Origin of the sequence: Corynebacterium tardum, from assembly GCF_046717785.1 — a bacterium.
GTDB lineage: Bacteria > Actinomycetota > Actinomycetes > Mycobacteriales > Mycobacteriaceae > Corynebacterium.
On the sequence record NZ_CP177104.1, the window covers coordinates 682847 to 705040 of the forward strand.

The window sequence follows — 22194 nt, forward strand, 5'->3', positions numbered from 1 at the left end:
CACCCTATTTGTACGGATCTTGTGTCCGTAAGAGAGGATGTTCATTGTGAGTCAACAGCGCAAGAAGTACACGCCGGAGTACCGGCGTGAAGCCGCGAACCTGGTAATCGAGTCAGAGCGACCGATCGCTCATGTGGCTAAGGAAATCGGTGTTTCCGCCGGGCTTTTGGGCCGGTGGGTCAAACTCGAACGTGAACGCCGAGGATCCTCCGATGGGATGAGCGAGGCTGACCTCCGAGCTGAGAATGCTCGTCTGCGCCGGGAGCTGGCAGAAGCCAAGATGGATAACGAGTTTTTGTCAAAAGCGACAGCCTTCTTCGCCGCGAAGCAACGCGAGCAGAAAAGTTCGAACTAATGCAGCAGGAGAAGGCGAACTACAGCATCAAGCGCATGGCACGACTATTAAAAGTATCTCGGTCTGGATACTACAAATGGGCCCATGCGCAGCAGAAACGACTATCCGGCGAAGATGATCGGGCAGCATTTTACGATGATGTTGACCGAAAGATTCATCAGATTTGGAAAGACTCCGATGAGGTTTATGGTGCTCCGCGGATCACCGCAGAGCTTGCCGAGCGCTACCAGATCACCTTGAATCGCAAGACTGTGGCTAAACGGATGCGCATGATGGGCATTGAAGGGATTTCACCGCGTGCCTTTGTCCCGGTGACAACGATTCAAGCCAAGCGTAAGTCAACTCTTCCTGACCTGGTCAAGCGCATGTTTGATACTGGTCAGCTCAACCGAGTGTGGATGTCAGATATTACCTACCTGCGCACCGGTGAGGGCTGGTTGTACTTGTGCGCGGTCCGCGATGGTCATTCCCGCAGGGTACTGGGCTGGGCTATGGATAGCGTTCAAGACACACACCTGGTTGAACGGGCCCTGCGGATGGCGCATACGCTACGCGGTGATGTTCCTGATGGGCTGGTGTTTCACGCTGACCGCGGAACGCAATTTACCAGTGAGAAGCTCTGGGAGGTCTGCCGCAACCTGGGCATTGCCCAGTCTGTGGGGCGTACTGGTGTGTGCTTCGATAACGCGATGGCTGAGTCGTTCTGGTCGACGCTAAAGACTGAATTCTATGACCGGCAGCGCTGGGCGACCCGTGATGCTGCACGCAAGGCCGTTGCCTACTGGATTGAAGTCGTCTACAACCGCCGACGCCGGCACTCTGCACTCGGGATGGTCAGCCCCGTCGACTTCGAAAACCACATTGGTCTAACCACCAGTAGAAAAGAAATAGCTGCCTAACCACTAGGTAGCTCCACTACGTGTCCACGATTTGCGGGCAACCCCACATCGAAGATGGTTTTGATTTTTGCGCCAATAAGGGCATCAGAGCACATATTTACCCTGCGTTTTTCGCGAGTGTTGACCCATTTGTAGAACGAGGAGCGATTGAGCTTTAACACGTGGCACATCCGCTTGACCGAGTATTCGGTTCGATGGTCATAGACAAACTGGAAGCGGATTACCAGCGTGTCTCTTTAAGCAAAATACTTCGCGGCCTTGCGCAGGATGTCGCGTTCTTCGCGCAGCTTTGCGTTTTCTTTTTCTAGCTGGCGGATCCGCTCAGAATCAGTCGTCGCCTGAGCCTCATCGCGCAAGGTCTTCGTGCGGGCACGCTTGCCGGTGCCGTACTGCTTAAGCCAGGAGAAAAGTGAGGAACGATTGACTCCAAGCTCTGCTGAAGCCGCGTGAAGTGAGAGGTCCTCATTGTTTTCGTAGAGGGCCACAGCATCACGTTTGAACTGTTCGGAGTACCTAGGCATGGTGGTAGATTACCTTTCTTCCCAGCCCAACCGGGCTGGATATCAGGTGTCTACCTAACGGGGGTCAGGTCCCCTTGACACACAACGGATAAAAGTCACCACCAACAGCCTTGAAGGCGGTATCAACTCCCAGCTGAAACTACTAGCACTCGTTCACCGCGGAAGACGCGGTGAACACCAACGCCGAATGCTTAAGTGGTGGCTGTATCTAAAACAGAACTGCCCGACGATCCCGTAGAAATCGCCAGGCAGTCCAACTGGGGCCAGGACCAACTCGCCAAAGTACCTATCCTGACCCACAACGAGAACCAAGCAGACCACGAAACAGGACGACCAGCCCTCTACGACAACGCTATCGACACCAACTACACCCACTCAATCGGCATCCAAAAAGGACAAATCTAACCCAAGCGACACGCCGAGCCAGACACACTTTTGACCCTTAACCCAACTTGTCCGCAATGCGGAGGTTTGAGGCGCGGAGGGGGCAAAAACACGCACGTTATAGGCGCCGTTTCCGCTGATAGAAAGCCTGTGGGAAGCAATTTTATAATGCCAACGAGCGGGAGCTGGGCTATCACGAGCTCGAGATTGCGCTGACCGCGTACGGCGAGACCGGCGGGGAGGACGTCGAGAAGCAACCCGGGTACTACCGGCGGCGTTAAAGATCGGGGAGATCGCGTACAACGGCGTCGACGAGCTACTGGGCGGCGGAGGTGGCGTGCGCTCCGCTGCAGACGGTATCCGGGTACGGTCTGCCGATCGGCCGGAAGCTGGTGCAGGCGCTGACGGGCATCGTTCACATCGCCCGCACCACCCCGAAAGCCACCCTGGCCACGCCTACTTGCCCAACAACATCGGCGTGCCGAGCGCCGGGGTGCACGCACACGCGCTTCATCGAGGTCCACCACGTTAAGGAATGGGAAAACGGGGCCACACAGATCTGGAGAATCTGCTGCCCCTGTGTTCCGCGTGCCATTCACTGGTGACGGACGGCTACCTGCGCATCGTTCGGGAGGCGTCGCACCTCCACTTCATCTACGGCGACGGTAGCCGGTACGTCTCCGTGAACCACTCCTTGCCCCGCCGAGGGCGGGGGGAGGGCGCCGGCCCTAGCTGTAGATGAGCACCTGCGCGACAAGCATCGCGCCGCCGAAGACGAACATGAACACCACCATCGGCCAGACGAACTTCAACCAGTGGGAGTACTTGATATGCAGCATCTGCAGCGTGGCCATAACCAGGCCGGTCGGGGCGATGAAGAGCATCGCGTACTGGCCCCAGTTGTAGGCGGACACGGCGATGAAGCGGGGGATGCCCACGGAGTCCGCGAGCGGGGCTATGATCGGCATCGCCAGCACGGCGAGGCCGGAGGACGAGGGCACCACGAAGCCGAGGAAGAAGAACACCATCATCAGCATCAGGATGAACACGGGGCCGTGCATGCCGGAGACGAGGCGGGTGGCGGCGTCGAGCATGGTGTCGGAGATCATGCCCTCGTTGAGGACCAAGTTGATGCCGCGGGCGAGGCCGATGATCAGGGCCACGCCCACCATCTCGGAAGCGCCCTGCGAGAAGGCCTCAACTACCTCGCCCTCGCTGAGCTTGTGCTTGCCAAACAGCGACAGGATCATGATGGTGATCGCGATGATGAGGAAGGACGCTGCCATGGTGGGGAACCACCAGCCCTGGCCCATCACGCCCCACACCATGATGGGGAAGGCCGCGGCGAAGAGGATCAGGATGACCTTCTGCTTCAGGTCGAACGACCGGATGTCCTCCTCCGCGGTGTCGAGCTGCCACTGCGCGTTGAACTTCTCGCGGTCCTCGTAGGCGATGGAGGCCGAGGGGTCCTTCTTAATCTTCTTGGCGTACCAGTGCAGGTAGGCAATCACCACGATCGCGCCCACCACCGCGCCGGCGACACGCCAGCCGATACCCTCGGTGAACTTAATGCCCGCGGAGTTGGAGGCGATGATGACCGAGAACGGGTTGATGGTGGAGAATGCCGAGCCGATGGAGCCGGCGAGGAACACCGAGCCAACCACAATGATCGCGTCGAAGCCGAGCGAGATGAAGATGGGGGCGAGGATGGGGTAAAACGCCACCGCCTCCTCCTCAAGGCCGCAGAAGGAGCCGCCCATCACCATGAGGATCGACACCGCGGCGACGAGAATGAACTCGCGGCCCTTCGTCTTCTTGGTCAGCGCGAACAAGCCGGATTCGAACGCCCCGGTTGCGCGCACTACGCCGATGAGGCCGCCGAGCACCAGGATGAACACGATGATGTCCACGCCCTCGATGGTGCCGTGCACCATGCTGAGCGGGATGTCCATAAAGCCGGCGTGGTTCGGGTCAACGCGCTCGTAGGTGCCGGGGATGGAGACGGGGTTGGTGATGTCCCCGCCGGTGAAGCTGTCGATGTTGATCGGCACGCCCAGCTGGTCCAGGGTTTCCTGGGTGGCGGGCATGTCGCTGGTTTCGCCGCTCGGCGCGGTGACGACGAGGTCGCCGGCGCCCTCGTTGTACTCCACCTTGGAGTAGGAGCCGGCTGGCACCCACCAAGTACAGAGCACCGCGATGACGGTGAGGAAAAAGAGAATGGTGAAGGCCGACGGGAATTCGAATTTCTTCTTCTCAGGGGCCTGTTTCTGGGGAACTGCCGTGGTCACGGTGTTAGTCCTTCCCTGGCTAGGTGCCCGGGGCAAACGTCCCAGGCGAGTGGTCGGTACAAGAACAAGAATAAGTGTAAACCCGCCACCATGCGCCACAGGCACTGCGAGAGGGTGATTATTCCTACAGCAATTGCCGTCGGGTATCAGAGCAGGTCGTTCGTGCCGATGGAGGCGAAGTCCGCAGCACTCAGGAGCTGTTCGGCGGTCAAGGCAGCGGCCGGGGTCTCCACCATCACGCCGACCTGGGGCAGGCCGAAGGAGCGGGCGCGGCGCACAAACCACTCGGCCTCCTCCTGCGTGGCCACCATAGGGGCCATGACCCACAGGTCGCAGCCGTCGACCGCCTCGCGCGCCGTGGAGAGGCGCAGCCCGCGGCGGCCAAGGGCGAGGTTGGGCTCCGCGCCGAGGTCGGCGAAGCGCAGCGGCTTGACGGCGCCGGCGTCCAGGGTGCGCACCACCACGCGGCGGCGCCCGAACGCCTGAGCACGCCCGCATACATCTCCGCCTGCTCCGTCACGGTCGGCGCGCTCTCCCGGTCCACGAAGAGGAACTCGGTGCGGAGCAGGCCGCAGCCCTCCAGGTCCAGGCCGGACGCTGCGGCGGCGTCTGCGACGGTGCCGATGTTGGCCAGCAGCGCCACCCTGTGGTTGTGCTCCGCTGAGCCCGTGGAGCCCGCCAAAGCAGCCGCGCGGCGGCGCGACCGCTCGGCCAGGGCGGCGGTGTCAGTGCCGCTGGGGGTGATGATGACGTCGCCTGAGGTGCCGTCGATAGCTACAAAGCTCCCGGGCGCGACCCCGAGGATACCTTTGGCCTGCACCACGGCAGGGATGCCCAGCTGAGCGGCGAGGACCGCGGTGTGGGAGGTCGCGCCGCCGGCCTCGGTGACGATGCCGAGGACCCGGGCCGGGTCCAGGGTGACGGTTTCCGCGGGGGCGAGGTCCGCGGCGACGAGGATCGAGGGGTTCTCTCTCGCATACGCTCTCTCAAACGCACAAGAGTGAGTATGGCCAAACGCACTGACAGGGCCATGGAATCAGCGTGGCAATCAGCTGCTAGTCAAACTGGGCGGGGCGCTTCTCCAAGAAGGCCATTACGCCCTCTTTGTGCCCGGCCGAGGACATCTGGGCGTACTGCGTCGGCTCCTCCCAGGCTAGCTGCTCCTCAAGCTGGCCCAGCGCGGTGCGGTTGATGGCCTCCTTGGCCTTCGCCAGGGCGTCGCGCGGCGCGGCGTGGAAGCACTCGGCCACCTTCAAGGCGGTCTCTAAGGCCTGGCCCCGGGGCGCGCGCTTGGCGACGATCCCCGCGTCCTCCGCCTCCTCGACCCCCAGCTTGTCCTGCAGCAGGGATAGCGCCAGGGCGCGGTGGCGACCCAGCGAAGCGTAGGCGCTCAGGCTCACGCCACCATCCGGGATGAGGCCGATCTTTCCGAAGGGCAGCGTGAAGTAGGATTCCTCTCCGCCCACGATGAGATCGCAGGCCAAGGCCAGCGAGGCGCCCGCGCCGGCGGCCGCGCCTTCGACCGCGGCGATGACAGGAACCTCGGCGGCCTGAATCTGCGTGATGAGCGCGTTGAGCTGCGGCAACATCGTCGACTCCGCCGGGTCCGGTACCTCGCCTGACTGCTGCGCGGCGGCTGCGGCCTGGGCGGCGGCCACGATATCCGCGCCGGCACAGAAGGCGGTTTCGTCACCGGTGATGATGAAGGCGCGGACGGAGGGGTCGCGGGAGGCGCTATCAAGCGCGGCAGACAAGGCGAGGCAGTGTTCCTTGGCAATGGAATTGCGGCGAGAGGAATTGTTGATCTGGGCGATGAGGGCAGCACCCTCGCGCCGGATCAGGATAGCGTCAGTCATGGTTAGTCCTTTACAAGGTCGGTGAGGGAGGAGATGATGCGCTCGGCGTCGGCGGTGATGCGGGAGACGATGTCGGCGCACGGGGCGACATCGTGGATGAGGCCCTGCGAGGTACCGCAGGTCCACACCCCGGCATCCAGGTCACCGGTTTCGTAGACTGCGCGGCCGCGCTTGCCGGCGACCAGGTGGCGGATATCGCCGAATTCCGCGCCCTGCGCTAGGCGCTCGGCCACCTCGTCGCTCACGGCGTTTTTGGCCACGCGGGTGGAATTGCGCAGCTCGCGGAGGATGAGCTGGGTATCGAGCTCAGAGCGCTCCACGATGGCTTGTTTGACGTTCTCGTGCACCGGCGCCTCCGCAGACGCGACGAAGCGGGTGCCCATGTTGATGCCCTCGGCGCCCAGGGTCAAGGCAGCGGCGAGCCCGCGGCCATCGGCGAATCCGCCGGAAGCGATGATGGGGATATCCAGCTGGTCCGCTGCCGCCGGGATGAGTACCAGGCCCGGAATGTCATCCTCGCCCGGGTGTCCGGCGCACTCGAAACCGTCGATGCTCACGATGTCGACACCCACCTTCTGCGCGCTAAGCGCGTGGCGCACCGAGGTGCACTTGTGGATGACGGTGATACCGGCGTCCTTGAAGGCCGGCATGTGGTCCTTCGGGTTATTACCGGCGGTCTCGGCGATCTTCACGCCTTCTTCAATAATGACGTCGCGGTACTCCGCGTACGGCGGCGGCGTGATGGCCGGCAGCATGGTGAGGTTGACGCCGAAAGGCTTGTCCGTGAGCTCCCGGGCGCGGCGGATCTCCTGGCGCAGGTCCTCCGGGGTGGGCTGGGTCAGGGCGGTGATGATGCCGAGTCCGCCGGCATTGGACACAGCCGCGGCGAGCTCAGCGCGGCCGACCCACTGCATGCCGCCTTGGATGATTGCGTGCTCGATGCCGAGCATCTCAGTAACGCGGGTGGAAACCATGGTGAACTCCTTAGGTGAATGGCTATTCGGAAAGATGGGCGCGCAAGCGCTGGATGAGGTCTTCCGGAAGGGGGGTGGGCCGGCGCTGCGTGGTGTCAATGACTACGAGCGTGGCCGTCGCCGTCACGCAGGACTTTCCCTCCTGGATGAGCTCGTGGGTGACGGTGTAGGAGGTGTTCCCGATGTGGGAGACCCACACGCGGGCCTCGATGGAATCGGCGTAGGTGAGCTCGGTGTCGTAGACGACGTTAAGGGAACGCACCACGTGAACGATGCCTTCCGTGGAGAACGGGCCGGTGAGATCTTTCGCCGCGCGCACCCGGGCTTCCTCCACGAGGGTGACGATGGTGGCGTTATTGACGTGGGCGTTCGCGTCCTGGTCGGACCACCGCAAGGCGAGGGTTATCGGGATAGCGTTGGCGGGGGCGCGCATGGTCCTCCTTGAGCGAGCAATCTAAGTGTTGCGTATCACTATACATACGAATTATGGTTCGCAGCTCTCGTTCGTGGAGAAATGTTTCAGGCACTAACACTGAGCAGAAGTAGCTCCGCCCGTGTCACTGGATTGCTCAGGTCGACGCCGCACAGCTTCTCAAGCTTGTCCAGTCGCGCGCGCACCGTGTGGCGGTGCACACCCAGCTCCGCAGACGCGGTGGCGAGGTTCGCGTTGCCCACGAGGAAAGCGCGCAGGGTGGCGGCGAGCTCGGTGCCGTGGCGTGCATCGTGCGCGGCAAGCAGGTCTACAGTTCTCGCGCGCCGAGTGGCCAGCGCCTCCGGCACGCCTGGTTCCGCCAGCCAGGTCGGAGTCTCCGAGCTGTACAGGGAGGTGGTGCCCATGGGGAGGCTGTGTGCGTGGGCGGCCAGCGAGGCTGCCAGCGTGGAGCTCAGCTCCTGCCACTGCGCATTCCGCAGGGCGGCAACGCGCAGGTAGCGCGCATGCTTGCTCCACAGCTCGTCCTGCGCAGTCCCGGGCGGTAGCGCGATGAGGGCGGAATCGTGGTCGGGCCGGACAAAGAGCACCGGCTCGGCCTTGTCGAGATCGGCGAGGGTGCGGGCGAGGCGCGACGGCGACGGGGCGGCGATGTGGACAAGGTCGATGGCTCCGTGGCGGTCCACCATATGAAAGGCAGCCTGCAGGGCGGGGCTGTCCAGTCCGGCGAGCTGTGCGTCGAGCGCCAAAGCGCCCAAAATGGTCTGCGCCGTGGTGTCGGGGTGGTCTAAGAGCAGGCTGCTCAAACCCGCCAGGTGGCGAATGAGGGCGCGGGCGTAGGAATCGAACTTTTCTGTGCGGGTCACGGCCACGGCGAAGCGGCGTCCGGTGGAGCCAAAGACGCTGGTGATGGTGGCGCCCGCGCTTGTTGACGTCCCCGCGCCCCGCCCCGTCTGCTCCGCCGCCTCTCGTGCCGCTGCCTCGGCGCTTCGTCCGCCGTGGTCCACTCGGCTCACCGTGGTGGACGTGCTGGACACCGCCACCGCAGCGCCGAGCTCCTTGCTGGCCTGCGCAATAAGCGCGCCGATGCCGTCGGCGGCTGCCTTGTTGAGGCGTTCTTGTTGGCGGTGAAGAGCGAATTGCGCGTTGTTGTTTAGACGCGACTGCTCCTGCGATACCGCAGACATGATGGCGATAAACCGCGTGGCGCGGGGAACCTCGATGAGGGTGAGGTGGTGGCGGCGGCAGGCGTCGACAAGCGCCTGTGGAACCTGGGAAAATGCCAGGCCTGTGCCGAATCCAATGCCGTGCACGCCCGCGGCGGTCAGGGAGGCGGCATAGTGCTCGAAGCCCTCCTCGTTGTCCTCGAAGGCCAAGCCAAGGGTGAGAATGAGCGCGCCCGGCGTGGTGAACTCGGTGGGGTCTGAAAGCTCAGAGCTGTGGATGGTGTCGAAGTGGGCGGGGCCTTCGAAGATGGGGCGCAGGTTGAGCGAGCGCTGATTGCTCAGCCAACGGAATGAGATCTCACGCATGGTGGACACACTACACAGTCGGTGGTCCTAAATTTGTACACTTCGTCCATAGAGTTGTGCGAGTGTTGTGGGACACACTATGTGCATCGCAGTTACCTACAGAACGTAAAGGAGCATCATGCAGGAACTTGAGTACCACATCGAGCAGTCCCGCCACCTGGGCCAGCAGGTCCCCGGCCCGAAGAGTGCCGCGCTGGATGAGCGCCGCAAGAACGCCCTGCCGGCCGGCATGGCGCCGTCCCTGCCGGGGTACGTGGTCGACGCCGACGGCGGCATTCTTGTCGACGCCGACGGCAACCGCTTCATCGACCTTGCCTCCGGCATTGCCGTCACCTCCGCTGGCGCATCCAACCCGGCCGTCGTTGCCGCCGTTCAGGAGGCCGTCGCGCACTTTACCCACACCTCTTTCACTATCTCCCCGTACGAGTCCTACGTGGCCGTGGCGGAAAAGCTCAACGAGGTCACCCCGGGCGACCACCCGAAGAAGACCGCGCTGTTCAACTCCGGCGCCGAGGCCGTGGAGAACGCCGTGAAGATTGCCCGCAACTACACCGGCAAGCGCGGAGTCGTGGTCATGGACCGTGCCTTCCACGGCCGCACCAACCTCACCATGGGCATGACCGCGAAGCAGCAGCCGTACAAGAACGGCTTCGGGCCCTTTGCCCCGGAAATCTACCGCGCGCCGATGTCCTACCCGCTGCGCGACGGCCTCAGCGGTGCCGAGGCCGCCAAGCACACCATCACCATGATTGAGCAGGAAGTCGGCGCCGCCAACCTGGCCTGCGTGGTCACCGAGCCGATTCAGGGCGAGGGCGGCTTCGTCGTCCCGGCCGAGGGATACCTGGCCGCCATCCAGAAGTGGTGCAACGACAACGACGTCGTCTTCATCGTCGACGAGATTCAGGCTGGCATGATGCGCACCGGCACCTGGTTCGCCTCCGACCACGAGGGCATCGTGCCGGACATGGTGACCATTGCAAAGGGTATTGCCTCCGGCATGCCACTGTCTGCCGTCACGGGCCGCGCCGAAATCATGGACGCCCCACAGCCGGGCGGCCTGGGCGGCACCTACACCGGTAACCCGGTGGCCTGTGCCGCAGCACTGGCTACCTTCCAGGAATTTGAGGAAAAGGACTTCGGCGCTCGCGCTCAGAACCTGGAGAAGATCGCCCGCGAGGAGCTGGAGCCAATTCTTGGCGATTCCCGCGTTGCTGAATTCCGCGGCCGCGGCGCCATGCTCGCCCTCGAGTTCGTCACCGCCGACGGCGAGCCGGACTCCGAGCTCGTGCATAAGATTGCCGGCGGTGCCAAGTCCGAAGGCGTACTCCTTCTCACCTGCGGCTTGGACCACAACGTCATCCGCTTCCTGCCGTCCTTGGCCATCCCGGAGGACCTGTGGCGCGAGGCGCTGCAGGTAGTGGTGAAGCAGTTCAACGAGTTTAAGTAGGCCGGGCAGGGTCGCAGCGCGCGGTGCCTGTGTGGAAATCAGCCGAGGAAGCTCTTGGAGCCCAGTGGTTCGAGAGGCTTCCTCGGCTGCTTTCGTCGGTTAGAGCGACAGTTCAAAGCCTTGCTCGGGGTAGGCCTCACGCAATATTCCCTCGTGCCAATCCCACACTCCTTGCTCCGGCATGGGCACCGGCGCCTTGCGAGCGGAGAGGATGTTGTCCACAACCCGCTGAAGCTCCCACTTGATGCACGTGCCGGTGTAGCGCAGGAAAATGTATCCAGCTAGTACTGCGTCGTTTCCCTTCCAACGGTCCCTGATAAACACGGTGCGATTGTCAGCCCGGTGTACCGAGTAACCGTCGATCTCAATGATGGCATTGAGCTGGGGGAGATAGATGTCCCAGTAATAGGCCCCCATGTACACATTATTTTCTACACGCAGGCCACGTTCTTTGAGGGCGCGGATGAGGATCCTTTCTGCGCCGCTGTCAGTGGCAAGGGCTGCTCTGCTGAGTAGAGCCTTAGCTCGCGCGGATAGTCGGGTTCCTGCGTTATCTCTTTCCACGAATGCGTTTCCTTGGCGCCTCCGGTAAAAGCTCTCCAAGACGGTGATGGCGAGGGCATCATCATCGAGATGCTCGATGGCCAGGCACGGTATGTGAGCATCTATCCCATCAACGCATAGCGAGGAAAGGCGGTTCGTGCGGACCCCTGTGAAGTACGTCGACGAAGGCAGGCGTTGGTCATGTGCGACGGTGAGGGGGAGGGTTAGTTCCTGCCCCAAATAGAGTTCTGCGGCAGACTTGCCTGTGGCGAGAAGCCCCGGCCACCGCGCCGACAGTACGGCGATGAGCTCGCGTGCGGTGGGTTCGCGATGAAGGTAGACGCGGTTACAGATCTTGACGTAGCGCCCGGAAGCTACTCCGCGGTAGATCGCTGAGCTACTGATGCCGGTGACGACCAAAGTGGTCATGATATCCCCCTGAAATGATTGAGTGCTGCACCCCGCAGCACTGTCAGCGTAGCTTCATGGGGACGATTGCGCAGGGCGGAGTCTCCCTATCCCGAAGAAAACAGCCAAGGAGACCGCGAGATCCAGCAGGATCAGGCAGTCTCCTCGGAAGATTTCTCCGGCTTAAGGAGGCGAAGAAGCTTTACTTCTCCACGTAGTACATCTGCTTGTTCACGAACTCATCCATGCCCAGCGGACCCAGCTCGCGGCCGAAGCCGGAGCGCTTCACGCCGCCGAAGGGGATTTCTTCGCCTTCGCCAGCCGGGGTGTTGACGTTGGCCATGCCGCACTCGAGGCGGCGGGAGATGGCAGCAGCGCGCTCGGGATCCTGGGAGAAGACCGTGCCGCCCAGGCCGTACTGGGTGTTGTTGGCCAGGTCGAGGGCCTCGTCGTCGCTGCTGACCTTGTACACGGCTGCGACGGGACCGAAGAACTCCTCGTAGTAGATGTCGGAGCCAACCGGGATATCGGTAATGACGGCGGGGGAGATGTAGGCGCCCTTTTCGGCGAGCTCGCCGCCCACGCGCAGGTTGGCGCCGGCTTCAACGGCGCGGTCGAGCTGGTCGCGCAGCTTCTCAGCGGCATCGCGGGAGGACAGTGCGGAGTAGCCGCCTTCCTTCTCATTGTCCGGGGTGACCGGAACGGCAGCGCCGGCGAGGCGCTCGAGCTCGGCGACGAACTCGTCGTAGATGTCCTCCATGACAATCATGCGCTTGTTGGAGTTGCAGGCCTGGCCGGTGTTGTACATGCGGGTCTTCCATGCCAGCTCGGCGGCAGCCTTGACGTCGTCGGTGTCCAGCAGCACGTACGGGTCGGAACCGCCGAGCTCCAGCACGGCCTTCTTGAGGTTCTCGCCGGCCTGTGCGCCGACGATGGAACCAGCACGCTCGGAACCGGTGAGGGACACGCCTTGCACGCGGGAGTCGGAGATGATGGTGGAGATCTGGTCGTGGTTGGCAAAGACGTTGTTGTACACGCCTTCCGGAACGCCAGCGTCATCCATGATCTTCTGCACAGCGAGTGCGGAGCGCGGGCAAATCTCGGCGTCCTTGAGAATGATGGTGTTACCCAGCATCAGGTTCGGGGCGACGAAGCGCGCGATCTGGTAGTAGGGGAAGTTCCACGGCATGATGCCCAGCAGCGGGCCGAGGGGCAGGCGACGGATAACGGCGGTGCCGTTGGACGCGGTCGGAATCTCCTGGTCCTTGGTGAAGTCCTCGCCGTTCTCGGCGTAGTACTTGATGATGGCGCCGGAGAACTCGGCTTCCTCGACAGCTTCGGAGTGGATCTTGCCCATCTCCTCGCCGGCGATGGTGGCGAGCTCGTCCTTGCGCTCTACAAAGAGCTCGGACACGCGGGTCATGATTTCTGCGCGCTCGGACATCGGGCGCTCAGACCAGGCGCGGTATGCGGCGGCGGACTTGGCCAGAACGGCCTCGATCTCGGCGTCGGTAGCCTGGTCAAAGTTTTCGACGACTTCGTTCGTTACGGGATTTTGTACTCGGTAGGTGTTAGACATTAGTCACTCCTTATCTCGTATGCGTTTATACCAGGGTTTCCTGGACGTCGTCTCGGGACGTGATGCGCGTGAGCGTCTCACCCTTGAAGAAGCCCGGGTGGGCAAAGCGGGTGAAGAGCATGAGCACCACGCCAAGGCCCAAGATAGCGACACTCAGAATGAAGACCATTCCGATGCCCCCGATCTCGGACCCCGAGCCGTAGGACGGGTCCATGGAATCGTAGGCGGTGATGAAGAACATCATGAGCAAGAATCCGCCGCCCACGGTGGGGAAGAGGAACTTGAACACGATGCTGTGCAGGGAGCTAAACAGCTCGTGGCGGAAGTACCAGATGCAGGCCACTGCGGTGATGCCGTAGTAGAAGCACACCATGAGGCCCATGGTGGCGATGGTGTCCCACAAGGCGTTCTCTGAAATCAGACGCGTGGCTGCATAGAAGACGGCAGCTGCCACCGCGGAGGCGATGGTCGCCGTCGATGGGGAGCGGAAGCGCGGGCTGATTTTGGCGAAGGCCGGGGGCAGCGCCCGGTAGTAGCCCATCGCGAGCAAGGTGCGCGCCGGGCCCACCATGGTGGACTGCAGGGAGGCAAAGGACGAGGACAGGACCGCGATGTAGATGAGGATCGAGGCCTTGCCCAGCACCGGCTCCGACAGCGCGGCGAAGATAGACTCCTGGTTGTCCGGGTTGCCGGCGCCCAGGCCGGTATCACCGGTGCCCGCCCAGCTGATGACGGCGAGCGCTGTGAGGATGTACAGGGCGATGATGATGAGCACCGTAATCGTCGCTGCGCGGCCCGGGGTCTTCTCGGGGTTCTTCGTCTCCTCGTTCATTGTGAGGGTCACGTCCCATCCCCAGAACATGAAGATGGACAAGGAAATGCCGGCGGCCACCAGGGAGAAGCTACCGATTCCTGCGGGGTTGAACCACTCCAGGGAAATCGGTGTGAAGTCGAAGCCACCGTGGGTGTAGGCGTTGTGGATCGCCACGACGTCGAAAAGCACGATGGCGGAGATCTGGATTGCCACGAGCACGTATTGCAGCTTCTGGGTGGAATCAAGGCCGCGGTAGGAGATGTAGCCCGCGATGGCGATGAAGATGAAGGTGGTGGGGATGTTGACCCACAGGTTGCGGGTCAGGTCGCTGATGGCAGGGTTGCCAAGGAGCTGGCCCAGGAGCAGGTAGAAGAAGTCTACGGCGACGGCGGCCAGGTTCGACAGAACTAGGATCGTCGCGGTGATGAGCCCCCAGCCGCCCATCCATCCGGCCCATGGCCCGAAGGCTTTGGTGGCCCACGTGAACGAGGTGCCGGAGTCCGGGACCGCGTTGTTGAGCTCGCGATAGGCAAAGGCCACGAGCAGCATGGGGATGAAGCCGAGCAAGAGGACGGCGGGGACGTACTGGCCCACAGCGGAAATGGTGGGTCCAATACCGGAGGTCAGAGTATAGGTCGGGGCGATGCAGCTGACGCCAATGACGACGGCGCCGAGAAGGCCTACGCGGCCGGTGGCAAGTCCCTTGTCGGAGGAGCTGCCGCTTGTCGTCGTAGTGGGGGCGGTTGGGGGAGTTGCGGTGGTCATGTGTTCTTGCCACCTTTCGGGATGAGGTTCTCGTCCTCGCCGGCTTGCATGTAGCCAGCCGGCACGACGAGCATAGGGACGGGGATGAGGCGCAACATGCGCGAGGCGGTGGTGCCGAGGAACAGGCGGCCGGGGACGGCCATGCGGGAGGAGCCGACGACAGCCAGCTCGCCGTGGTCCCAGTCGAGTTTCTCCAGGGCTTCGGCAACGTCTTTGCCGGAGGCCACTTCGGTGGTGGCGTGCCCGGCGTCGAGCATGTGCTGGGCGACGTCTCCGAGACGTCGATTAGCGTAGGCGCGGACGGCGCTGGGAACATCGGTGCCGACGCCCTGCATGTCCGACTCGCCGCTGAGGACGAGCGAGACAAGCCGCAGCGACACCCCGCGGCGGCGGGCGCGGTCGAGTCCGATGGCGATGACGTCGGAGGTTCCCTGGCGGGGGCCAAAGAACGTGGTGATGCGGGAAATCGGGCCAGGGTGGGAATATCCTCGCGGGGCCAGCGCGACCGGTACCGGGGCGGAGTGCAGCAGCGCGTTGACTGCGGAGCCCATCTTGAAGCGACCGAGGATTCCACCCTTGCGCGCGCCGACGACGAGGATATCCGCGCCCAACTCCTGCGCCGTGGCGCTCAAGGCCGCGGCCTCGGAATCACCCGGCACGATGCGCGCGGTGGCGTTGATGCCTTCGGGGACTTCAGCCAGTGCGTCTTCGAGCCAGCCAGCAATCTGTTCTTCCAGGATGGAGTCATAGCCGCGGTCGTGCGGGTAAACGCCGGAGAACGAGTTCTGGGCTGGGGCAACCATGACGATCTCGAGGCGGACGTTGCGCTCCTTGGCAAGGGCAATGCCCAGGCGAAGGGCATCCATGCCGTAGTCGGTAGCAACGTAGCCGACGAGGATCGCGCCACTGGCGCCACGCCGAGGGAAGTCTGAGGCGGACATGGCTACTTCGCCTTCTCAGCGATGGTCAGCGCAGCGATCTCACCCTGGCGAATGGCGCCGTCGACGTGCTGGTAGCCCTCGGCGGCGATGTCGGAGCAGGCGTAGTAGATCGGACCGGTCGGCTCGTTTTGCAGGTGGCCCCAGCGCGAGAGTCCGCCCAGATCGTAGGAGGTGGCGTAGGCGCCACGAGTCCACTCTTCCGCCGCCATGTCGGAGAGGTAGAAGGCGATGGGCTCCTTGGTCTTCGGGCCCAGGTAGTCCGCCATGGCCTCGAGGATGCGCACCTTGCGCTCCTCTGCAGACAGGTGCCACATCTCTTCGGCGTAGACGTCGGAGACGAAGCCGACAAGGGTGCCATAGCGGTCCTCTTCTCCGTCGGTGGATTCCGCGAAGTTCTTGCCGTAGTTGGTGTTGTCGTACACTTCCTGCACCAAGCGGCCGCCGCCGAAGCCGGTGCCGGACAGACCGTCCTCGCGCCAGAACGGGGTCTCGTAGACCGCGTGGACCTTAATGACCAGGCCCATGGAAATGTGCTGGTGTGCGATCTGCTGGTCGCGCGGCATCGGCGGCACAAAGGAAATGCGGTTGTAGAGGTTCGGCGGCACTGCCAGTACGGCGAAGCGCGCCTTAACCGTGACCTTCTCAGAGTAGGCGGTGACGTTGCCCGGCTCGCCGTTGCCGGCCACACCGTTGCGCACGTCGGCCTCGATCTTGTTGAGCTCATCGGCCGTGGAGGGGTCCGGCTCGACCCAGTGCAGCTCGCGGACCGGGGTGCCCAAGTGAACGTCCTCACCCAGGCCCTCAGCCAGCGTCAACGACACGGACTGCATGCCGCCGACCACGCGCTTGTCCAGGATGAAGTCCTCGTCCACGAGGTTGCTAAAGGAGCCTGCGGAGCACGCCATGAGGACTGCCTGCAGGGTGGAGAAGGCGTAGGAAGGCTTGGTCAGCATGCCGGAGGCAACGTAGATGGAGACGTTATCGATCGCCTCGGCATCGTCGGAGAGCGTTTCCAGCCAGTTGCGGAAGGAGATGGAGTCCAGCTCCTTCGCCTTCGGGTGGGACCACGGGTTGGCCGGGTCCATCTCGGCGGCGAGGTCATCCATGATCTTGATGAGGCGGTCCATCTCGGCGATGGTCTTCTCGTCGGCGGGGAAGACAGTGCCCTCGTATTCGTGGCGGGTGCCGTCTGGGGCCACGTAGATGGACTTGCCCTCGCGGTAGCGGGAGAAGGTTTCGAGGCCGAGCTCGTCAACGAGCTCGATGAGGCGGGTCTGGTCTGGGGAAATCCACTGGCCACCCAGCTCAACGAAGTGCTCCACGCCGTTCGCGTCCTTGACCTTGCCGTTCCAGGTGCGGCCACCGACGCGCTCGCGAGCCTCGAGGACGGCGACGCTCAGCCCCTTCTTCTTGAGCGTGTGGGCCGCCATGAGGCCGGCGGGGCCGGCGCCGATGACGACGACGTCACGCTCGATGACGGGATTGTCGGATGGGATAAGGGAAGTCATGATGGTGTCTCCGTTCCTATGGGACGATGGAAGGACAAGTGAGACGAAAATGAACTATATTCATTTTGTGTCACGTATCACTGTACAGAACAAACGTAATCTAAGACAAGGACTTTGGACTGTGGTGCGTAACCGATCTAAAGGTCGTCCGACTAAGCCGCTGGTCAATCGCGATAAAATCGCGCAGGCTGCGCTCACCATTGTGGGGGAAGAGGGGTATGAAAAACTGACCATGTCCCGCATTGCACGGAGGCTAGGTGTGGGAACCAGCGCGCTCTATAACCACGTTTCGGGGAAAGACGATCTGCTGGCCCTCGTGGAAGATGCCGTCATGGAGCAGGTCGAGTGCGGGCCTTTGCGCGCGGTACTTGCTGGAGCCCCAGAGCGCACGCCCCACGGGGCCTTGATCGAGTGGGCTATGTCCTACCGCGACGTGTGCGCGCGGCACGCGCCACTTGTGCAGTTCATTGCCACCACCCCCATCTCCGGAGCACCCCGCACCGTGGAGATGTATGAGCTGGTGGCGCGGGTCCTCGAGCACGCCGGTGTGGCGCGCGAAAACATCGTCCCCCGCATTGTCGCGCTGGAGTCCTTCATTTACGGCAGTGCCTACGATGTCCATGCCCCCACGGACATCTTTGAGGTACTGCCCGGAAGTCAGGAGAGCGCCCCCACGCTCATGGCGGCACAGGCTGCCTTCCTGCCGGCGGAGGACGCCGGGGAGCCGGACACGAACCCCTATGCGGACGAGCCCTTTCGTGTAGGGCTCGCCGCGTTATTGGCAGATCTTGCTGGTTAGCCCTCCCAGGGCTCAATCCCAGCCCGCTCCCAGGCCTCGAGGAACTGCGTCGTCTCCTCTTCGTTGGTGATGGACACGCGCACGCCTTCGTCGAGGTAGCGGCGGATAACTACACCCTGGTCCAGGACCTTCTGCTCTACGTCGCGGGCATCCCCGCGGGGCAGCCACACGAAGCTGCCGTAGGACTGCTGGGCGCCGAGGGCCTGAGTCACGCGGTCGCGCTGGGCCTTGGTCTCCGCCACGGCGTCGTCAAGCTCGTCGTGGTGCTTGAGCACTTCCACCGCGGCCATCTCTGCCATGGTGGTCACCGTAAGCGGCAGGGAGAGCAGCTGCAGGGCCTTGATGAGCTGAGGGCCGGCCACCGCGTAGCCTACGCGCATGCCGGCCAGGCCCCACGCCTTGGAGAAGGTGCGCACGCCGAGCAGGTTGGGGTAGCGGGTGTATTCCTCCACGGAATCCGGGGTATCGGGGGCATCGTTGTACTCCCAGTAGGCCTCGTCGAGCAAGACCACGACGTCCTCCGGGACGCGGTCCATGAAGGCACGGAATTCGCCGCGGGTGAAGACCGTTCCGGTGGGGTTGTTGGGGTTGCACAGGATGATGAGCCGGGTCTTGTCGGTGATGGCGGCCAGGGCGGCGTCGAGATCCACGGCGTAGTCGTCGGTAAGCGGGGTGAGGATCGGCTCGGCGCCGGCCATGCGCACGTAGAGGGGGTAGGCCTCGAAGCTGCGCCAGGGGACCACGACTTCGTCGCCGGTCTGGCAGCAGGCCAGAATGGTGGCCTGCAGGATGGGAGTGGAGCCGGCAGAGACGAAGATGTGCTCGGCGGGCACGTCGAGGTAGTTGCACAACGCGTTGGTGAGCTCGGGGCTGCCCGGCTGCTGATAGCGGTTGGTGGAGGAGGCGGCCTCCGCCACCGCGGCGATGATGTCCTTCGAGGGCTCGAACGCTACCTCGTTGGAGGACAGCTTGAGGGCATCCGGGTAGTCCTTGCCCGGCTGGTAGTCGGGGAAGGCATTGAGGTCATTGCGAAGCACAGATCAGTCCTTTCTAAATCATGTCCCAGATGGTCACGGCCATAATGAGCAGGCCCATGCCGAAGACGAAGTAGTTCCAGGGGTCGTTGCGGAATTTCTTGTACACGTCCAGCTTCTTGAACATGTATACCGGTACGAGGTACACGATGAACGCCACGAACACGCCGGAGACCACAGAAATCATGGAAATGATGGACGGGTTGAACACCGCCACCAGCGTGGTGCACACGAAGGCGATGACGTAGATGATGTTGAGCAGCGTGCGGTGGGAGACCCTTTCTGCCAGCGCCGGGGCGGCGTTGCGCAGCAAGTATTCCGTGCCCTCCTCGGTGCCCAGCATGTGGCCGAAGTAGGAGGAGACGATGGCGCAGATGACCACGACGGGCGCCATGTAGGCCATGAACGGGGTGCCGGTGACGTTGGCAAAGTACGACAGGACCGGGATGTTTTGCTCCAGTGCCTCATTCATGCCGTCCGCGCCCAGAGCGAGGACACAGGACCACACGAAGAACATGGTGAAGACCACCAGCAGGATGGAGGTGTAGAACTCGGTGCGGGACACGCGCTTTTCTGTCTTCTCGCCGTACTGCGGCTGCATGTCGATGGCGAACTGGGACAGGGCCGCCATGTGGGAGAAGGAGAACACCAGCACCGGCAGGATGAGGAAGATGCCCTTGAGGATCTGTCCCAGGCCGTCCGCGCCGTCGTCGTAGTGGATGAAGCTGTGCAGGTCCCAGCGGGGGATGAGGTAGATCGAGGTCACCGCCAACGCGATGATGAGCGGGTAGACCAGCACCTGGGCCAGCCAGATCATGGGCTTGCGGCCGATAGCGAAGGCACCGGTCATGACGCCGACGCAGATGACGGCGAGCAGCGGGCGGTTGATAGACGGCCCACCCAGCTGGTTGACAATAAAGCTGTCTACGGCGTTGGTAATGGACACGCCGTAGATGAGCACCGTGGAAAAGACGGTGATCCAATACAGCACCGCGAAGATGATGCCGGAGCGCTTGCCTAAATACTGGGAGACCAGCTCCAGGATGTCCTTGCCGTGGTCCTTCTGCGGGGCACCGGCGACGATGCGCGCGTAGGTGCGGTGGGAGAAGTACACCAGCGGGAAGATAAAGACCGTGGCGAAGACCAGTGGCCAGAAGCCGAAGCCGCCGGCGTTGAGCGGCAGGAAGAGGATGCCGGCGCCCACGGCGGTGCCGAAGAGCGTGATGATCCAGGAAGCGGTGGAGGCGGCTGGGCGCTGCTTCGCGTCTCCGTCGGTCCCGTCGGTGCTGTGCTGGGGCGGGGCGTGGTCGTCCTCGGTGAGGCGAATCGGGCGGGAGTTGCTAGTGGTACTCATGATGGGTCCTTAGGCGGTCCTTGGTGCGATGGGGAGGGAATGGTCCTGGTCGGTGATGATGTTGATGAGCGCGGGCACGCCCTGGTTCTGGATGGCGTCGAGCGCGCGGGCGACGGCGCCGGCGGCCTGGGAGTCCTCGGTGACGAGCTCGCCGTGGGCGCCGAAGCTCTTGGCCACCTCCGCAAAGTCCGGGTTGACCAGCTGCGTTCCGGAGACGCGGTCCGGGAAGTGGCGCTTCTGGTGGTCACGGATGGTGCCGAACTCACCGTTGGACATGACGATGATGAGGAAGGGCGCGCCGTATTGCAGGGCGGTGGCCAGCTCCTGGCCGTTCATGAAGTACTCGCCGTCGCCGGCGATGGTGACGACGGTGCGCTCGGGGAACTGCAGCTTGGTGGCCACGCCCGCGGGCACGGAGTAGCCCATGGAGCCGTTGCGCACGCTGAACTGTGAGGGGTAGACCGCAGAGCGCAGGAACTGCTGCGCCCAGATGCAGTGGTTGCCCGCGCCGAAGGTGTACAGGGAATCCTGCGGCAACTGCTCATGGAGCGCGGCGAGGATGGACTCCAGGTGGGCGGTGCCGTCCTTGCCCGGGCGGTAGTCCGCCGGCTGGGGCAGGGTGGCGAACTCGAGGTGGTGGGCGTGGGCGGTGTCGAACCATTCGCCGCGCTCGGCCGTACCCTCCAGGGTGAGGTCCTCCAGCGCGGCGGCGAAGGCCACCGGGCTGGCCACGATGTGGCGCTCAAGTGCTACGGAGTGCCCGCGCAGGCTGGTGTCCGGGTTGATGGCGATGTTGCGGGCCTGCGGGGACTGGCGCAGGGTGTAGCCGTCCGTGGGGACGTCGCCCAGCACGGCGCCGATCTCAACGACGAGGGAGGCTGCCTCGAGCAGCTGCGCGGCGCGCGGATCGCGCCCGTAGCCCAGCCACCCGGCGTTGGCGGGGGAGTCAAAGGGCACGCGGTCGGCGGCGCGGAAGTCCTGAATGATGGGGATGCGGTGGGCCTCTGCAAAGCGCGTAATCTGCTCCGCTGCCTCCGGCGTCCAACGCGGGCCGCCGGCGAAGAACAGGGGGCGCTCGGCGCGGGCTAGCTCATCGGAAAGGAAGTCCAGGTCCGCGGCCGAGAGTGCGCCCTCCGATACCGGGATAGGCTGGTGGATGGTGCCCGTGAACTCTTGGTGGAGGACATCCTCCGGCAGGCCCACGATGACGGGGCCGGGGCGGCCTTGCTTGGCCTGGAAGAAGGCCTCCGCCACCACGCGGGAGGCGCGCGCGGGATCGTCGAGAACGAAGACCTGCTTGGCCTGGGTGCCGAACCACGCCTTGGGGTCGAACTCTTGGAAGGACTCGCGGTCGCGGTCGGAGACCGGGATGAGGCCGACGAAGAGGACCAGTGGGGTGGCGTCCTGCCAGGCGGTGTGGATGCCCACGAAGGCGTTGGCCGCGCCGGGTCCGCGCGTGACCATGGCCACGCCCGGCTCGCCGGTGGCCTTGCCGTGGGCCTCTGCCATGTACGCCGCGCCGCCTTCCTGGCGGGTGACGATGGCCTCCACCGGGGAGTCGTAGAGTCCGTCGAGGACCGGCAGGAAGCTTTCGCCGGGCACAAGGAATGCGCGGCTGACGCCGTGCGCGGCGAGGGTTTCGGCGATAGCGATGCCGACGTGTGACATTAGGAACCTCCCTAGATTTACTGTGTTGGTGGTCTCATTATTCTGGGCTGATTCCATGTTGTCTAATGCCGACAAAGCTGGATAGTCATGCATGT

16 protein-coding genes and 3 pseudogenes are annotated in these 22194 nt (G+C 63.5%); 4 read left to right on the plus strand and 15 right to left on the minus strand.

The window, feature by feature from the left end; all coding sequences use genetic code 11:
- The first annotated feature begins 37 nt into the window (after positions 1–37).
- A protein-coding gene (locus ACLI1P_RS03345) for an IS3 family transposase (protein ID WP_115021451.1) occupies positions 38–1254 on the plus strand; the annotation gives its coding sequence in 2 pieces (ribosomal slippage) (positions 38–299 and positions 299–1254; 1218 coding nt in all).
- Between the two features lie 47 nt (positions 1255–1301).
- On the opposite strand, the pseudogene ACLI1P_RS03350 reads toward ACLI1P_RS03345, so the two are convergent.
- A pseudogene (locus tag ACLI1P_RS03350) lies at positions 1302–1775 on the minus strand (transposase); the annotation flags it as partial.
- 73 nt (positions 1776–1848) lie between these two features.
- Between ACLI1P_RS03350 and ACLI1P_RS03355 the strand changes: the two are divergent.
- Positions 1849–2180 (plus strand): annotated as a pseudogene (locus ACLI1P_RS03355) (IS256 family transposase); the annotation flags it as partial.
- 707 nt (positions 2181–2887) lie between these two features.
- On the opposite strand, the gene ACLI1P_RS03360 reads toward ACLI1P_RS03355, so the two are convergent.
- The 6 genes and pseudogenes from ACLI1P_RS03360 to ACLI1P_RS03385 all read right to left on the minus strand — a co-directional run bounded on the left by ACLI1P_RS03360 (position 2888) and on the right by ACLI1P_RS03385 (position 9239).
- Positions 2888–4447 carry a YfcC family protein gene (locus ACLI1P_RS03360; RefSeq protein ID WP_411709406.1) on the minus strand — a complete coding sequence of 520 codons (1560 nt, stop codon included), beginning with the start codon at positions 4445–4447 and terminating at the stop codon, positions 2888–2890.
- 152 nt (positions 4448–4599) lie between these two features.
- A pseudogene (locus ACLI1P_RS03365) lies at positions 4600–5423 on the minus strand (putative PEP-binding protein); the annotation flags it as partial.
- A gap of 79 nt (positions 5424–5502) precedes the next feature.
- A complete protein-coding gene (locus tag ACLI1P_RS03370; protein ID WP_306506961.1) occupies positions 5503–6303 on the minus strand; it encodes an enoyl-CoA hydratase-related protein in 801 nt (266 codons plus the stop codon).
- Between the two features lie 2 nt (positions 6304–6305).
- The gene (locus ACLI1P_RS03375) at positions 6306–7277 is read right to left on the minus strand and encodes an NAD(P)H-dependent flavin oxidoreductase (protein WP_296132779.1); all 972 of its coding nucleotides are present in this window, start codon (positions 7275–7277) and stop codon (positions 6306–6308) included.
- A 22-nt stretch (positions 7278–7299) separates the two neighbouring features.
- Entirely contained in the window at positions 7300–7710 is a 411-nt protein-coding gene (locus ACLI1P_RS03380) for an acyl-CoA thioesterase (RefSeq protein ID WP_411709407.1), read from the minus strand.
- Positions 7711–7796: 86 nt separating this feature from the next.
- A complete protein-coding gene (locus ACLI1P_RS03385; RefSeq protein ID WP_411709408.1) occupies positions 7797–9239 on the minus strand; it encodes a PucR family transcriptional regulator in 1443 nt (480 codons plus the stop codon).
- A 118-nt stretch (positions 9240–9357) separates the two neighbouring features.
- Here ACLI1P_RS03385 and gabT point away from each other — a divergent pair, with 118 nt between their 5' ends.
- Positions 9358–10686: a 4-aminobutyrate--2-oxoglutarate transaminase gene (gene gabT, locus ACLI1P_RS03390; protein WP_296132785.1), complete on the plus strand. Its 1329-nt coding sequence runs from the start codon at positions 9358–9360 to the stop codon at positions 10684–10686.
- A 99-nt stretch (positions 10687–10785) separates the two neighbouring features.
- Here gabT and ACLI1P_RS03395 read toward each other — a convergent pair whose 3' ends face one another.
- From ACLI1P_RS03395 to ACLI1P_RS03415, 5 genes are all read right to left on the minus strand, one after another.
- Positions 10786–11658: a DUF559 domain-containing protein gene (locus ACLI1P_RS03395; RefSeq protein WP_296132790.1), complete on the minus strand. Its 873-nt coding sequence runs from the start codon at positions 11656–11658 to the stop codon at positions 10786–10788.
- A 181-nt stretch (positions 11659–11839) separates the two neighbouring features.
- The gene (locus ACLI1P_RS03400; protein WP_411709409.1) at positions 11840–13216 is read right to left on the minus strand and encodes an NAD-dependent succinate-semialdehyde dehydrogenase; all 1377 of its coding nucleotides are present in this window, start codon (positions 13214–13216) and stop codon (positions 11840–11842) included.
- Positions 13217–13241: 25 nt separating this feature from the next.
- Positions 13242–14795, minus strand: a complete 1554-nt coding sequence (locus ACLI1P_RS03405; RefSeq protein WP_411709410.1) for an APC family permease — start codon at positions 14793–14795, stop codon at positions 13242–13244.
- The gene (locus ACLI1P_RS03410; protein WP_411709411.1) at positions 14792–15736 is read right to left on the minus strand and encodes a universal stress protein; all 945 of its coding nucleotides are present in this window, start codon (positions 15734–15736) and stop codon (positions 14792–14794) included. Before ACLI1P_RS03410 ends, ACLI1P_RS03405 begins: the two co-directional genes overlap by 4 nt.
- A 2-nt stretch (positions 15737–15738) precedes the next feature.
- On the minus strand, positions 15739–17244 hold the full coding sequence (locus tag ACLI1P_RS03415) for a flavin monoamine oxidase family protein (RefSeq protein ID WP_411709412.1): 1506 nt from the start codon (positions 17242–17244) through the stop codon (positions 15739–15741).
- A 124-nt stretch (positions 17245–17368) separates the two neighbouring features.
- Between ACLI1P_RS03415 and ACLI1P_RS03420 the strand changes: the two genes are divergently transcribed.
- Complete coding sequence (locus ACLI1P_RS03420; protein ID WP_366780398.1) at positions 17369–18043, plus strand: TetR/AcrR family transcriptional regulator; 675 nt, start codon at positions 17369–17371, stop codon at positions 18041–18043.
- Here the strand turns inward: ACLI1P_RS03420 and ACLI1P_RS03425 are convergent.
- Genes ACLI1P_RS03425 through ACLI1P_RS03435 form a run of 3 tightly spaced genes read right to left on the minus strand, consistent with a single transcriptional unit; the run spans position 18040 to position 22099 of the window.
- A complete protein-coding gene (locus ACLI1P_RS03425) occupies positions 18040–19080 on the minus strand; it encodes a histidinol-phosphate transaminase (RefSeq protein WP_296132802.1) in 1041 nt (346 codons plus the stop codon). The genes ACLI1P_RS03420 and ACLI1P_RS03425 overlap by 4 nt on opposite strands.
- A gap of 13 nt (positions 19081–19093) precedes the next feature.
- Positions 19094–20431: an aromatic amino acid transport family protein gene (locus ACLI1P_RS03430; protein ID WP_296132804.1), complete on the minus strand. Its 1338-nt coding sequence runs from the start codon at positions 20429–20431 to the stop codon at positions 19094–19096.
- A gap of 9 nt (positions 20432–20440) precedes the next feature.
- The gene (locus tag ACLI1P_RS03435) at positions 20441–22099 is read right to left on the minus strand and encodes a thiamine pyrophosphate-dependent enzyme (protein ID WP_408930204.1); all 1659 of its coding nucleotides are present in this window, start codon (positions 22097–22099) and stop codon (positions 20441–20443) included.
- Positions 22100–22194: the final 95 nt, after the last annotated feature.

What these genes read in the sequence shown, in the direction of transcription:
- ACLI1P_RS03430 (WP_296132804.1), bottom strand. Translation starts at nt 20,431, where the DNA reads ATGAGTACCACTAGCAACTCCCGCCCGATTCGCCTCACCGAGGACGAC.
- ACLI1P_RS03370 (WP_306506961.1), bottom strand. Translation starts at nt 6,303, where the DNA reads ATGACTGACGCTATCCTGATCCGGCGCGAGGGTGCTGCCCTCATCGCC.
- ACLI1P_RS03385 (WP_411709408.1), bottom strand. Translation starts at nt 9,239, where the DNA reads ATGCGTGAGATCTCATTCCGTTGGCTGAGCAATCAGCGCTCGCTCAAC.
- ACLI1P_RS03375 (WP_296132779.1), bottom strand. Translation starts at nt 7,277, where the DNA reads ATGGTTTCCACCCGCGTTACTGAGATGCTCGGCATCGAGCACGCAATC.
- ACLI1P_RS03405 (WP_411709410.1), bottom strand. Translation starts at nt 14,795, where the DNA reads ATGACCACCGCAACTCCCCCAACCGCCCCCACTACGACGACAAGCGGC.
- ACLI1P_RS03410 (WP_411709411.1), bottom strand. Translation starts at nt 15,736, where the DNA reads ATGTCCGCCTCAGACTTCCCTCGGCGTGGCGCCAGTGGCGCGATCCTC.
- ACLI1P_RS03380 (WP_411709407.1), bottom strand. Translation starts at nt 7,710, where the DNA reads ATGCGCGCCCCCGCCAACGCTATCCCGATAACCCTCGCCTTGCGGTGG.
- ACLI1P_RS03395 (WP_296132790.1), bottom strand. Translation starts at nt 11,658, where the DNA reads ATGACCACTTTGGTCGTCACCGGCATCAGTAGCTCAGCGATCTACCGC.
- gabT (WP_296132785.1), top strand. Translation starts at nt 9,358, where the DNA reads ATGCAGGAACTTGAGTACCACATCGAGCAGTCCCGCCACCTGGGCCAG.
- ACLI1P_RS03400 (WP_411709409.1), bottom strand. Translation starts at nt 13,216, where the DNA reads ATGTCTAACACCTACCGAGTACAAAATCCCGTAACGAACGAAGTCGTC.
- ACLI1P_RS03415 (WP_411709412.1), bottom strand. Translation starts at nt 17,244, where the DNA reads ATGACTTCCCTTATCCCATCCGACAATCCCGTCATCGAGCGTGACGTC.
- ACLI1P_RS03435 (WP_408930204.1), bottom strand. Translation starts at nt 22,099, where the DNA reads ATGTCACACGTCGGCATCGCTATCGCCGAAACCCTCGCCGCGCACGGC.